At 54.7% G+C, this 13,848-nt stretch carries 11 protein-coding genes; 2 read left to right on the plus strand and 9 right to left on the minus strand.

The features are described from left to right. Window positions 1–31: 31 nt before the first annotated feature. Genes narI through C162_RS02665 form a run of 4 tightly spaced genes read right to left on the minus strand, consistent with a single transcriptional unit; the run spans window position 32 to window position 6,509 of the window. Window positions 32–718, minus strand: a complete 687-nt coding sequence (narI, locus tag C162_RS02650; protein WP_036691006.1) for a respiratory nitrate reductase subunit gamma — start codon at window positions 716–718, stop codon at window positions 32–34. Beyond that, window positions 715–1,281: a nitrate reductase molybdenum cofactor assembly chaperone gene (gene narJ / locus C162_RS02655; protein ID WP_036691008.1), complete on the minus strand. Its 567-nt coding sequence runs from the start codon at window positions 1,279–1,281 to the stop codon at window positions 715–717. The genes narI and narJ overlap by 4 nt, the downstream gene beginning before the upstream one ends. Next, window positions 1,274–2,845 (minus strand): nitrate reductase subunit beta, encoded by a 1,572-nt coding sequence (gene narH, locus C162_RS02660; protein ID WP_036691010.1) that lies wholly within the window; start codon window positions 2,843–2,845, stop codon window positions 1,274–1,276. The genes narJ and narH overlap by 8 nt, the downstream gene beginning before the upstream one ends. Beyond that, window positions 2,835–6,509, minus strand: a complete 3,675-nt coding sequence (locus tag C162_RS02665; protein WP_036691011.1) for a nitrate reductase subunit alpha — start codon at window positions 6,507–6,509, stop codon at window positions 2,835–2,837. Before C162_RS02665 ends, narH begins: the two co-directional genes overlap by 11 nt. Window positions 6,510–6,821: 312 nt before the next feature. Here C162_RS02665 and C162_RS02670 point away from each other — a divergent pair, with 312 nt between their 5' ends. Next, window positions 6,822–7,241, plus strand: coding sequence for a hemerythrin domain-containing protein (locus C162_RS02670; RefSeq protein ID WP_036691013.1), 420 nt, complete (start codon window positions 6,822–6,824; stop codon window positions 7,239–7,241). Between the two features lie 173 nt (window positions 7,242–7,414). On the opposite strand, the gene C162_RS35175 is transcribed toward C162_RS02670, so the two are convergent. Together C162_RS35175 and C162_RS02680 are read right to left on the minus strand one after the other, a co-directional pair. Further along, on the minus strand, window positions 7,415–8,158 hold the full coding sequence (locus C162_RS35175) for an Ig-like domain-containing protein (RefSeq protein ID WP_156949523.1): 744 nt from the start codon (window positions 8,156–8,158) through the stop codon (window positions 7,415–7,417). Further along, the gene (locus C162_RS02680; RefSeq protein WP_083677823.1) at window positions 8,145–8,615 is read right to left on the minus strand and encodes an RrF2 family transcriptional regulator; all 471 of its coding nucleotides are present in this window, start codon (window positions 8,613–8,615) and stop codon (window positions 8,145–8,147) included. The genes C162_RS35175 and C162_RS02680 overlap by 14 nt, the downstream gene beginning before the upstream one ends. Window positions 8,616–8,777: 162 nt before the next feature. Here C162_RS02680 and hmpA point away from each other — a divergent pair, with 162 nt between their 5' ends. Continuing rightward, entirely contained in the window at window positions 8,778–9,959 is a 1,182-nt protein-coding gene (hmpA, locus tag C162_RS02685) for an NO-inducible flavohemoprotein (RefSeq protein WP_036691152.1), read from the plus strand. A 70-nt stretch (window positions 9,960–10,029) separates the two neighbouring features. On the opposite strand, the gene C162_RS02690 is transcribed toward hmpA, so the two are convergent. The 3 genes from C162_RS02690 to C162_RS02700 form a co-directional block, all read right to left on the minus strand. Then, a complete protein-coding gene (locus tag C162_RS02690; protein ID WP_051493168.1) occupies window positions 10,030–10,425 on the minus strand; it encodes a DUF488 domain-containing protein in 396 nt (131 codons plus the stop codon). Window positions 10,426–10,565: 140 nt separating this feature from the next. Next, entirely contained in the window at window positions 10,566–11,852 is a 1,287-nt protein-coding gene (locus tag C162_RS02695; protein WP_036691016.1) for a cellulase-like family protein, read from the minus strand. Window positions 11,853–11,892: 40 nt separating this feature from the next. Next, window positions 11,893–13,845 (minus strand): glycoside hydrolase family 2 protein, encoded by a 1,953-nt coding sequence (locus C162_RS02700; protein WP_036691018.1) that lies wholly within the window; start codon window positions 13,843–13,845, stop codon window positions 11,893–11,895. Window positions 13,846–13,848 lie beyond the last annotated feature (3 nt).

The following is a 13,848-nucleotide window of genomic DNA, read 5'->3' on the forward strand; positions in this document are numbered from 1 at the left end:
CAGGGAAAGAAGTCCACGCTGCTCTCTTCCGTTAATTTGATTTATTTCTTCTGTATAGGATATAACTTCTGCCTACATAATTCAACGGAACACTCCATACGTGAACCAGCCGGGTGAACGGCCAGAAGGCAAAGATCGCGAACCCTGACAGAATGTGCAGCTTGAAGGAGAACGGCACTCCGCTCATCAGCGACGGGTCCGGGCGGAACATGAACAAGCCGCGGAACCACACCGAGATCGTATCCCGGTAGTCGAACTCAGGCTGTACCACATTCGTGACAATCGTGGAGTACATCCCCATGAACACAATGAACAGCAGGAGCGTGTTGACGATCAGATCGGAGGCGCTGCTGAGCCGGCGGACGTTCTTCAGTGTGAAGCGCCGTGAGGTCAGGATCAGCATCCCTGCCAGGGTAGCCGCACCGAAGATTCCCCCGATGTATACAGCACCGATATGGTACATATGATCGCTGACACCGACAGCCTCCAGCCAGGACTTGGGAACGGCGAGACCGCCGATGTGGCCCAGAATGACCGGCATGATGCCGAGGTGGAACAGAATGCTGCCGAATTTCAGCTGTTTTTTCTCAATGAATTCGCTGGACTTAGCTGTCCAGTTGAATTGATCCTTACGGTAGCGGGCAATATGCCCGCCGATAAATACGACCATACACATATACGGGAAAATAACCCATAAAAACTGACCCATCATATTCATTGACTTAGGGCCTCCTGTTCCGCACAAGCTTTGAAGGTTTCTCGCAACCCTTTAACCAGGTGATAATATGGACTCTCCCGCTGCTCCAGCGCCTTCACCAGATGATACGAGCCATCCTCCAGAATCGCCATCAGCATCCGGAAGTTCTCCGGCGCGCCGGGAACGTCCAGCCACTCTGCAGCATAGATGAATTCGCACATCAGCGGCAAGTAATCGGGCAGCTCGCTCTCCGGCATTTCAAGGCCGAACATTTCGTACAGCAGCTTCAGTTTGGCGAGCATTTGCCCGCGTTCCTTGGCATCCTCGAACTTGAAATAGGTCATATAGAGCGCACAGTCCTTCTGAAAATCAAACGTAGCCGCATAGTTCTCCTGAATCTCTTCCAGGCTGAAGCTCTGCATGTGCTTCCAGTACGTCTGCACGTGGGCATATCCCGGGTGAGCAGGGTCAAACGCCTCTTCCAGAAAAGCCGGATGGAAATCCAGCTTCTCCGGGTACATAAGCTGCAAGGCGAAATAACCGAAGGACTCCTTGTATTGATGCAGTTTGTTCAGATCAATCACGCCAGATCCCCCCGTAGAAATTCTCTTCATACATCTCCTTGCCGGTCTTCATGGTGTCGCCGGAAGGACTGGCCGGTCCGCAGCCGTCACAGCCGGAGCCGAAGCCCGAGCCGCCCATGTCGCTGCCATAGCCAGCCGCGCCTTGCGCGCGGTAAGGGTTCATGTGCTGCTCCTTGTGGGAGGTCGGGATCACGAAGCGGTCCTCATATTTGGCAATCGCCAGCAGGCGGTACATCTCCTCGGTCTGCTGCGCCGTCATGCCGACACGGTCCAGACGGCTAAGATCGAATTCCTGACCGGTAGACTGGGCGCGCATGTAAGAGCGCATCATCGCCATCCGCTGCAGGGCTTCCTTCACAGTCTCCGTATCGCCAGCCGTCAGCATATTCGCCAGATATTGAATAGGCGTACGCATCTCTTCGATGGCCGGGAAGATCATATCCGGGTTCTTCAGTGAATCCTTGCCCTCAAAGTAATTCATGATCGGGCTAAGCGGCGGTACATACCATACCATCGGCAGCGTCCGGTATTCCGGGTGCAGCGGGAAGGCCAGCTTATGCTCAATCGCCAGCTTGTAGACCGGTGAGTTCTGCGCAGCCTCCAGCCAGTCCTCAGAGATGCCGTCCGCCCTCGCCTGGGCTCTAACCTCTGGATCATGCGGATTCAGGAACAGATCACACTGGGCCTGGTACAGATCTTTCTCGTCAGGGGTGGACGCAGCCTCCAGAACCTTGTCGGCGTCATACAGCAGAACACCAAGGTAACGGATACGGCCCGTACAGGTCTCGGAACAGACCGTTGGCAGGCCTGCCTCCACACGCGGGAAGCAGAAGGTGCATTTCTCCGCCTTGTTGGTCTGCCAGTTGAAGTACACCTTCTTGTACGGACAGCCGGTCATGCAATATCTCCAGCCGCGGCAGGCCTCCTGGTCCACGAGGACGATGCCGTCCTCATCGCGTTTGTACATCGCTCCCGATGGACAGGAAGCCACGCAGCTCGGGTTCAGGCAGTGCTCACAAAGACGGGGCAGATAGATCATGAAGGATTTCTCGAAGTTGAACTTGATCTCTTCCTCGATCTTCTGAATGTTCGGGTCCAGCGGGCCGGTCACATGCGCACCTGCCAGATCATCCTCCCAGTTCGGTCCCCATTCCAGATCCATCTTCTCGCCGGTTACAGCAGAGTGGGCCCGGGCAACCGGGGAATGCTTCTGCTCCCCGGCATTAGTCAGATGCTCATAGTTATAGGTCCAAGGCTCATAATAATCCTTCATTTCCGGCATATCAGGGTTGTAGAAGATTTTGCCGAGCGCGATCTTGGACAGCTTGTTGCCGGATTTCAGCTCCAGCTTCCCCTTGCGAAGCTGCCAGCCTCCCTTGTACAGTTCCTGGTCTTCCCAGCGCTTCGGATAGCCGATGCCCGGCTTCGTCTCCACGTTGTTGAACCACATATATTCCGCACCCTTGCGGTTCGTCCAGGTGGTCTTACAGGTCACGCTGCAGGTGTGGCAGCCGATGCATTTATCCAGATTCATTACCATTGCAACTTGCGCTTTAATTTTCAAGCCAGTTGACCTCCTTCATTTTGCGAACGGCTACGTAGACATCACGCTGGTTGCCGATCGGACCGTAGTAGTTGAAGCCGTAGCTGAGCTGTGCATATCCGCCGACCATCTGGGTAGGCTTCAGATGAATCCGGGTTGGCGCATTATGGCTTCCGCCGCGCGTATCCGTAATCTCGGAGCCCGGTACTTGAATATGCTTATCCTGGGCGTGGTACATGAACATGGTGCCTCTCGGCATCCGGTGGCTGACTACGGCGCGTGCAGTGACCACACCGTTCCGGTTATAGACCTCAAGCCAGTCGTTGTCCGCAATGTTATGAGCCGCCGCGTCCTCGTTATTGATCCACACCGTCGGACCGCCCCGGAACAGAGTCAGCATGTGCTGGTTATCCTGGTAAGTCGAATGGATATTCCATTTGCCGTGCGGCGTCAGGTATCTCAGAACCAGTGCATCCATCCCGCCCTTCACTTCCTTGTCGCGGGGTCCGAAGACCATTGGAGGCAGGGTCGGCTTGTAAACCGGCAACGCTTCGCCGAACTGCTGGAAGATCTCATGGTCAATATAGAAATGCTGTCTTCCGGTCAGGGTACGGAACGGAACGAGACGTTCGATGTTCGTCGTGAACGGCGAATACCGGCGGCCTTGCTTGTTCGAGCCGCTGAATACCGGTGTCGGAATCACCTCACGCGGCTGAGCGGTAATGCTCTGGAACGTAATTTTCTCAGCGGCCCGGTCTGCCGAAATATCCCGCAGCTCGACCCCGTGATCCTTCTCCGCCGACTCATAAGCCTTCTGGGAGACGCGGCCGTTGGTGGCGGAAGACAGATGAAGAATGGCATCCGCCGCCTGACGGGCCGTCTGCAGCTTCGGCAGTCCGTGCCGGATCGATTCATCGTAATGCACACCGCTGATCTTCTTCAGCTCTTCGTATTCCTCCGCAACCGAGAAGCTGACGCCGTGTGCGCCTGCTTTGCCGGTAGCCAGGTTCGGTCCGAGCGAGCTGTATTTATGATGAATCTGCGTGTAATCCCGCTCGACAATGGTGAAGTTCGGCATGGTTTTACCCGGAATGGCCGGCACTTCGCCCTTGGTCCAATCCTTGACCAGACCCATCGGCTGTGAGATTTCGCTAATGGAGTCATGGCCCAGCGGGGACATCACTACATCCTTATAGACTCCGGGCAGCTGCGATTTCGCCATCTCGGAGAATACCTCCGAGAGCTGACGGTAGATATCCCAGTCCGAACGGGATTCCCACAGCGGATTCACGGCCGGATTGAACGGATGGACGAACGGATGCATGTCGGTGGACGACAGATCTGTTTTCTCATACCAGGTTGCGGCAGGCAGAACCACATCGGCATACAGCGGCGTAGTGGTCATCCGGAAATCCAGCGCCACCATCAGATCCAGCTTGCCTTCCACATCCTCACGCCAGACGATCTCCTCCGGCTTCTGCTCCTCATTCGGCTCGGCCAGCAGACCATCCGATGCTCCGAGCAAATGCTTCATGAAGTATTCCTGTCCCTTAGCGGAGCTTGAGATCAGATTCGAGCGCCAGATGAACAGGGAGCGCGGGAAGTTCTCAGGTGCGCCGGGATCTTCTACAGCAAAGCGCGTCTTCCGTGAAGTAACCTCTTCTACAGCATGGCTAATAATCTCCGCATCCGTCTTCTTGCCTTGCTGCGACGCTTCCTCTGCGAACAGCAGGCTGTTCTTGTTGAATTGCGGGAAGGACGGCAGCCAGCCCAGACGCGCAGCCAGTACGTTGTAATCTGCCGGGTGCTGGTAAGCAACCTCTCCGCCTGTCGGCGATTTCAGCGAATCGGTGCCGCTCTCCTCATAACGCCACTGCTCGGTAGCAAAATAGAAGAATGAGGTTGCATTCTGCAGCCGCGCCGGGCCCTGCCAGTCCTTGGCGAAGGCAATGGTGGACCAGCCTTCAATCGGACGGCATTTCTCCTGGCCGACATAATGCGCCCAGCCGCCACCGTTGACGCCTTGGGATGCAGTCAGCACCACCAGATTCAGAATTGAACGATAGATGGTATCGCTGTTGAACCAGTGGTTGATGCCTGCGCCCATGATAATCATGGAGCGTCCGCCGGTCTCAATGGAGTTCTGGGCGAACTCGCGGGCAATCTGCACGACCACGCTTGCTTTTACTGTAGTAATCTTCTCTTGCCAGGCCGGAGTGTAATGGGACAATTCATCCTCATACCCCTTAGCGTTCAGCAGACTGTCTCTGCGCTTAATGCCGTACTGGCTCATCATCAGGTCGTATACGGTGGCGACATAACGTTCCGTGCCGTCCGCAAGCTTCATCTTCCGGGCCGGAATGATCCGGCTGAAGGTGCCATTACCGGCATTGTCGAAGTAAGGGAACACAATCTCTGTCCATTCTTCCCCGTGCCCTTCGATGGTCAGAGCCGGCTCCACCTTGCTGCCGTCCTCCCGCTCCAGAATCAGGTTCCACTTCTTGCCTTCCTCCCAGCGCTGTCCCATTGTCCCGTTCGGCACGATCATCTCGCCAGTTGCTTCATCGAAGATTACCGGCTTCCAGTCCGAGTGCGGGGAAGCATCGCCCAGATCACTGGCCCGCAGGAAGCGTCCGCCCTTCAGGCTGTCCTCATGCGGATCAAGCAGAATCAGGAACGGCATATCCGTATATTGCTTCGCATAATTCAGGAACATCGGCTCCTGGCGTTCCTGGTAGAACTCCTGCAGGATGACATGCGTCATCGCCTGGGCAAGCGCCGCATCCGAGCCGGGGTTCGGAGCCAGCCAATTGTCGGCGAACTTCACGTTCTCAGCAAGATCCGGGGCGACCGATACGACCTTCGTGCCTTTGTAGCGCACTTCAGTCATGAAGTGGGCATCCGGCGTCCGGGTCAGCGGTACGTTCGAGCCCCACATCATCAGGTACCCGGCATTGTACCAGTCCGAGGATTCCGGGACATCCGTCTGCTCGCCCCAGATCTGCGGCGAAGCCGGAGGAAGATCGGCATACCAGTCATAGAAGCTCAGCATCTGACCGCCCAGAAGGGAGATGAACCGCGCCCCTGAAGCATAGCTGACCATCGACATGGCCGGAATCGGGGTGAATCCGGCGATCCGGTCAGGACCGTATTTACGGATCGTATAGATCAGCTGCGCTGCGATTAGCCGCAGTGCATCATCCCAGGCCACCCGGACATGGCCGCCCTTGCCGCGTGCCTTCTTATACTGGCTGGCCTTCTCAGGATCTTCTACAATGCTGGCCCAGGCATCGACATAATTGTCATGCTCCTGGAGCGCCGTCTGCCACAGCCGCCATAGCTTGCCTCTGATATACGGATACTTCACGCGCAGCGGGCTGTATTCATACCAGGAGAAGGTAGCTCCGCGCGGACAGCCGCGCGGCTCGAACTCCGGCATATCCGGTCCGCAGGACGGATAATCAATCTGCTGGTTCTCCCAGGTGATAATCCCGTTCTTCACGAACACCTTCCAGCTGCAGGAGCCTGTACAGTTCACGCCATGGGTGGTGCGGACTACTTTATCGTGAGACCAGCGCTGGCGGTACATGTTCTCCCAATCTCTATTTTTCTCTTCAAGAATGGACCAGTTCCCGGAATAGCTCTCCACCGGCTTAAAAAAGTTAAGGCCGAATTTCTTCTTCATCTGTCCAGAACACTCCTTTGTACGAATCTATTCAATTAATCTCATTATGGATCTCCCCGGCCGTGCTTCCCATTAGGGAAACACCTATTGAACCTCGGGAATTCCCTTGATCTCATCCCGCAGCAAAAAAGCCTTTCCCCCTGAGGAGAAAAGCTCTGATTCTGCGCTGCACCGCCGGGCCCGGAGTTCCATTAGGGACTTCCCTCTTTATATTCGGGGGAAGTTCCTAGCGGGAATTCCATGGCAGCACTCTATGCTATACTGACCAGTAGATACGTCTGAGATAGTTATACTACGGGAGGATGAAGAATAATGTCAGGACCCTCACTACGCCAGCTGCACGCCCATCATGCCATACATCAGGGCGGGCTATCCGGCGCTGTAGCCAAGACAGAAGAAGTGGAAGAACTGCTGGCGCTTAAGGAAGTGGAGGTGGCCCGCCAGGCGGCTGACCACTTGATTGAGTACTGGGAGACGCGGATACTCAGCCATGCTGATGCGGAAGAAGACGGCTTCTATCAGGAGATGATTGCGAAGAATCCCGCTCTGGAAGAAGCCGTTACCCGGCTGAAGCGGGATCATGAGCTGCTGCGGATCATCGTGCAGGATGTCAAAAGTATGCTCGCCGAAGACGGCCTCACCTCAGAGGTGCTGCACCAGTTCCATGCGCTGCTGGTAGTGAATGCTATTCACAGCCGGGATGAAGAGCGGCTGCTGTTCCAGGAGCCGTAATGCCGCCCTGAATAGAAGGGTACACAAAACACACGGACTGCATAGCGGATCTGAATGTTCCGGTTGGAGTCCGTGTGTTTTTCTATATGCGGCCGGAGTCTTATTCCTACGGGCCCCGGCTGCTTAAACCAATAATTTTCTTGTCATCATATTTGACCAGATGATAAGTTAATTTATCCTGATACCCCCACGTTCGAACCGCTGTTAGATTTATATAATGTGACGCTGAATGATCCGAGATTCCACATTGCGCTGCTGTCTGATTTGGTCTCTTTGAAACCGAACAAAAGATTGTCCCCTTTGATTTCTACAGTTCCTTTTCCGCTGTTTCCCCAACCATCATCAGTGTAGGAGAAAACCCCTTTGCCATTCTTAATTTCTGTTCTGATCTCAACATCAGCTATCCGATTGGATGGAGGGGAACTAATAGAGAAAAAATGTCCGGTCAGCATATTATTTTTGAAGCTTTTCAGTTCGAAATAAATAGCACCATCAGTTAACAGCTGTTCTTCTGAATTTTTAATGTCCTTCTTTTCTACCCACAGCCCTGTACTGAGACTTACTGTCTTAGAAGCTACATTGATTACTGCATATGTGCTTTTGCCGCCTGAGCTTGTATATATGATTGCTTTTCCTGGATTGACAGCCGTTACTAAACCGCTCACATTTACCGTTGCTACCTTAGTATTGGTTGAAGAGTATGTAATCTTTACATTTGTACCTTTGGGTGAAGTAGCTACGTTTGGCTTTAATTGAAATGTCTGTTTTGGTTTCAATGCGTTTGACGGACTTGCGACCGATATTGAAATCACTTTTACCGCTTGATCTGCATAAACCACGAGAGTTGGAATAGTAACCAAGATCACAGAAGACAGGGTTAGAACAGATACCAGTAGAATATTTTTAATTAGTTTCATTGTGAAGCTCCTCTCCATTGCCGCTCTCCTGCAGAATAGCACGCAGATCATCTCTATTCATCAGCAGATCCTCGAGCGTATACTCATCCAGCACCTTCAGATAGGCGTGCAGAGCCTTGCCCAGCACGCCTTTGAGTCTGCACACCGGAGAGATCGGGCAGCTGCCGCCTGTGGGATTGAAGCACTCCACGAGATAGAAATCATCCTCCATCCGGCGCACAACCTCCCCGATATTGATCATCTCCGGCGCAAGCGCAAGCCTGATCCCTCCCCCGCGCCCTCTCACTGTTTCGAGATAACCCGCCTTGCCGAGTTCATGCGAGACCTTCATCAGATGATTCTTGGAGATACCGTAGGCACTAGAGATATCCTGTATTGTAGTTAACTCCTCCCGCTGCTTGGCTCCTAGATACATGAGGATTCGCAGGGAATAATCGGTATATAACGTCAGCCTCATAGTCATGCTCCGTTCTATTTAACTCAGCTTAATGTAAGTGATATTTATTGCAAAGTTTATCATATTCTTTGTCTAATTTGTTAAAGTGGTATTTTAAATATATCTTTTCTCTTCAAAACCGTATATATTAATTTTGTACTATATGGAGAGGGGATGATCAATATTTTAACACAAGAGACTCGTGACATTGTCAAATCCACAGCGCCAGTCCTGGCGGAGCACGGCACCACCATTACAACGGTGTTCTACCGGAATCTGTTCGAGGCCCACCCGGAGCTGCTGAATGTGTTCAACCACGCCAACCAGGCGCAAGGCCGCCAGCAGGCAGCACTGGCCAATGCGGTCTACGCAGCGGCAGTCCACATAGACAACCTTGAGAATATACTGCCGGCGGTGGTTCAGATCGCACACAAGCATGTCAGTCTCGGTATCAAGCCGGAGCATTACCCGATCGTCGGAGAATTCCTGCTGAAGGCCATCAAGGAGGTGCTGGGCGATGCCGCTACGGATGAGATCCTGAGTGCCTGGGAAGCCGCGTACGGAGTGATTGCTGATGCATTCATCGGTGTGGAAGACAGCATGTACAAGGAAGCGCGGGAACAGGACAACGGCTGGAACTTCTTTAAGCCTTTTACCGTGGTGCGTAAGGTTGAGGAGAGCGGCAGCATTACATCGTTCTATCTGAAACCGGCCGACGGCTCGAATGTACCAGACTATAAGCCGGGCCAGTACATCTCTGTCCGTGTGCTGATTCCTGGAGAGCAATACACCATGATCCGCCAATACAGCCTGTCCCAAGCGCCGAAGCCGGATGAGTTCCGCATCTCGGTGAAACGCGAGGAGACGAATGACCCGAATGGCGTGGTATCTGTCTATCTTCATAACGGAGTGAATGAGGGCGATACCGTTGAGGTGAGCGCTCCTGCCGGTGAGTTCCTGCTGGATACTTCTATAACTACCCCAGTAGCCTTTATCTCAGGCGGCGTAGGCATCACCCCTATGATGAGCATGCTCGAGACCGTGGCTAATGTAACACCGGACCGGCCGGTTGTCTTCCTCCACTCTGCGCGGAACGAATCGCTTGCTGCCTTCGGAAAGGATATTGAAAAGCATGCGGCGGCGCTGAGCAACGTCAAGACCCGAACCTTCTACTCCGGCGGACCGGATGGCGTGATTACCGGCGAAATTCTAAAGAGTTATGTAGATGTTACCGGAGATGCTTACGTGTGCGGGCCTGTTCCTTTTATGGAAGCCATGATTGGTGAACTGCAGAAGCTCGGAATGACCGAGTCTCAGATTCATTATGAGTTCTTCGGACCGGCACTGCAGCTAAGCAACGCGTAGATTGTTCAGCTAAAAGCACACGGGCCGCCTGCCGAACGGATATTCATTCGGAGGAGGCCCGTGTGCTTTTTTAACCGCAGATCAGCCATTCATAGAGTACCTTCGCATGGTTATGGACCGGGTCCTTCGCGGCATAGACCAGCGTGACCCTCTGTTCAAGCGCCCGCTCCCGGATCGCTTCCGCAAGCCCCGCGCATTCCGGATTCTCCTCCAGCTCCATAGTATACCGTTCCTTGAATGCCGCGAACCGCTCCGGCAGATGCCCGAACCACTTGCGCAGCGCCGGGCTTGGCGCGATCTCCTTCATCCACTCGTCAATGGCCGCCTGCTCCTTCGTCACTCCGCGCGCCCACAGCCGGTCCACCAGAATCCGGTATCCGTCTCCGGAGTCCGCAGGCTCGTATATCCGCTTCAGACCTATAGAGTATGGAGCATCAGCGGCTTCCCCGCCGGACGGCTCTCCCATGCTGCATCCCTCCTGCTCACCACTAAGTACACCCAATATAACACGGAGCCCATTCTGCTTCCAGCGGCTGTCCGCCCGGAGGGACGCAGCATAACAAGCTGGCGGGCTACCGCACTGTCTGCTGCTATTCTGCTACTCCTCTACTCCGCTTCAAGAATGTAGCGGTTCCACCGCTGCTGCCAAGTCACATCCTGCCAGAACGGATGATGCGGCGCACAGTTGGAGCACAGCGTCATGCCCCAGAAGCCCAGGGCCATCCCCTTACGCAGCGCATACTCGGCAATGAACTTCCCGACCGGCCCCTCCTCGAAGCCTGCAAGCAGCGGGGTATAGCCGACATAGCCTTCGCCGATCACCACCGGCAGGCCCGAATGTGCAGCCCATTCCTGCGCTTCTTCCAGGCGCATGTCCGCTTTTTGCAGCATCGCCAGCTTGTGGGCTCCGTAACGGTCATACAGATAGAGATCCCATAGATCAGGGTCGGCCCAGTCATGCAGATAGATCAGCTTCATCCCCACCGGATTGCCCTCCATCCGCCACTCCTGCCCTGCGGGCAGGGTCCATTCCCCGAAGGGCGGGGCCTCTTCCCTCAGCATAGACCGGACAAAGGCATTTGGAAAAGGCACCTCATCATCATTCAACCCCGCCGCGTCCATAAGCTCATTCAGCACGCCTTTAATATAGAGATGATAGTGGGCCACCTGCAAATTACGGGCTACATATGCCTTCGGATAAGCTTCGTTCAGCGTATAGCTGGCCGTGATTAGAATATCGGGATGCTGTTCCCGAAGATACCCTACAGCTGCCTCAATATAAGGCTGCATGGCCTCCACCAGCCTGGGCGTATCCGCTGCGCCGATTCCCTGCTCTGTGCCCACAGCGGTAAGCTGTCCGAATTCGACTTCATTATGCAGCTCGGCATAGACAATCTGACTGGCAAAACCCTCCGCCTTAATGTACCTGATTAGCTGGTTCATCGACCGGGCCAGGGTCATGAACCGCTCTGCGGGAGCAATTGCAGCCAGCTCATCCCGCAGCGCGGGATAAGCCAGGAAGCTGGGGCTCTGCTGATATTCCCAGGAAGACAGCATAATATAGAGTCCGTGCGCCTTGGCCTGTCTGAACAGCTCCAGCAGATGCGCATGCCCGTCCAGCTCGGCACCGCCGCGGCAGTTGTACCAGCGGGTACGTTGACCTACTTCCCCCAGACTGCCGAAGTACAGCGGTCCGGGGCGTTTGCCTTCCTCCGTGAACAACAGGAACGGCATCGCACAGATCCGGATGGTGTTGTACCCTCTGTCCGCTGCTTCCCTGCATCTTGCCGCCAGATCATGATAAGGCTCGCCCGGCAAGGTCATCGTATACCAGGAGAAATCCCACATGGTTAGGGTAAGCTTGCGCGGCAGCCTGCTCAGCACTGTATCCATTCTTTTCACTCCTTAGGATTTGGTTGTATTACCGGGTCAACTACTGTCCCAATCCCAGCTCCAGCACGCTGAAGCCGTTCGGACGATAGACCGTTAGTGTCAACTCCGTTACAGGAGCATCAGGCAGCTTGTGGCTTAGGGTGAGGACCTCTCCCGGCTGCATATCAGGAATCACCTGTGTCGCTCCTTCCACGCCATCTGTAGACAGTGTTACATAATAACCCTGCACAGCATAACTGGGAATATCCTTCCGGCATTTCAGGGTAATTTCAAGCTCACGTTCCTTCAGCACAGGGGCATCTGCGAGCAGGAGCGGTGAAGCTATCTCACGCAATGCGGCAAAAGAGGGCTTCACCCGGTTATGCACATCCACCGAACCATGAACCCGCTGCTTCCATCTTCCCTGCCCGTCTTCTCCCATTTGCGTGCGGTAATCATTCAGACTGAAAAAGATCAGGGCTGCAAACTGGGGATACTTGCGGTATAGCTCTGTTTTGTGCATAAGGATCTCTGTTCTTCTAGGGTCTCCGCCTTCGTAGACCGGCTCGCATAGGCCATATTCAGCCACCACCACCGGCTTATCCGGGTAATCGGCCAGAATCTGCCGGATAACCTCATCCTCATCCAGCTCGCCGTGCCAGGTTCCGATATAGTCATTCCACATCAACAGATCCCCGGCTCCCGTAGCATCACTACACGGCTGCAGGTGGACCGTGTTGCTCACATAGTTAATCAGCCGCTGTGAATCCAGCTTATTGATCTCCTGCTTCAGCTGCTCCATGTACCGGAGGGTAGTCTCCGACTGTCCATTCAGCTCATTGCCCATCCCCCAGGCGAAGATACACGGATGATGGGAATGGCCGCGGATCATCTCCTTCGCCTGGGACAAGGCTGCCGCGAACGTCAGCTGATCCGGTTCCCCTGGTTGCTGCCAATGCGGAATTTCCTCCTGCACAAGGATTCCGTTGCGGTCACACCAGTCCAGCAGCTCATTGCCCTGCTGCCAGTGGAAGCGCGTGATTACAGCATTCGCCTCCTTCAGCCGCTCCAGCATCGCGCTGAGATCCTCCCGCTTCTCGGCCATGCCAACCACAGGGTTAGAACCCGGCATCCATTCTGCGCCCATCAGGCGGACAGGCTCGCGGTTCAGCCATAGCTCTTGCCCTTTGACCACAATCTCGCGGAACCCGAAATTGACGGTTACCTCGTCATGAAGCTGTCCGCCCTCATGGATAGTGAGCTGAAGCTGGTAGAGGTGCGGGTGATCGAAATGCCACAGCTCTACCGATAACCACTCCATCTCTGCAAGTTGCCAGTTCGCGCATTGCGGAGGCAGGGGGCGGTGATCCTCCCAGATTTGTGCTCCGTCCTTGAGAATAGCGGCCCCTATTGTTGCTGAAGCAGAGGGTCCGCATAGCTGCACTTCTGCCAGCAACCGGCCGGACGCCTGCTGGTGCCCGGATCCAAACCGGACTTCGGGGAAGACGCGGATATGCTTGACGGCCGTTCGCCCGGTCACTATAAGCTGTACAGGCCGGATGATCCCTCCATCATCCGCCCAGTCGAAGCTTAAGTCTTGCGGAAGCGCCTGAGCGGACGGGGAATTATCCGCTTTTACCGTAATCCGGTTCTCCTTGCCATGCAGAATATGCGCAGTCACCTCCAGCTCAAAGGCAGTATACCCTGAGTTGACATGCGAACCAGCCTTGCGGCCATTGACCCAGACTACCACATCACGGTAGACGGCTTCAAAATGCAGGCGGAACCGGCTGCTGCTCCACGCCTCAGGAATACTGATGCTATACTCATACCACCCGGCCCCCCGGTGCTCCTCCAGACCTTCCTCCACATTCCAGGTATGCGGAACCGCAACCTTCCTTGGGGCTGGCAAGCCTGTAATCTGCCATTCCTCATGCTCCCCTATACCTGCTGTGTCCGCCTGAAAACACCAGTCTTCGTCCAGAATAATCGTATGCCGTCCTGTTGTATGCATATT

This window comes from Paenibacillus sp. FSL R7-269, assembly GCF_000517865.1.
In the GTDB taxonomy this organism is placed as follows: domain Bacteria; phylum Bacillota; class Bacilli; order Paenibacillales; family Paenibacillaceae; genus Paenibacillus_AQ.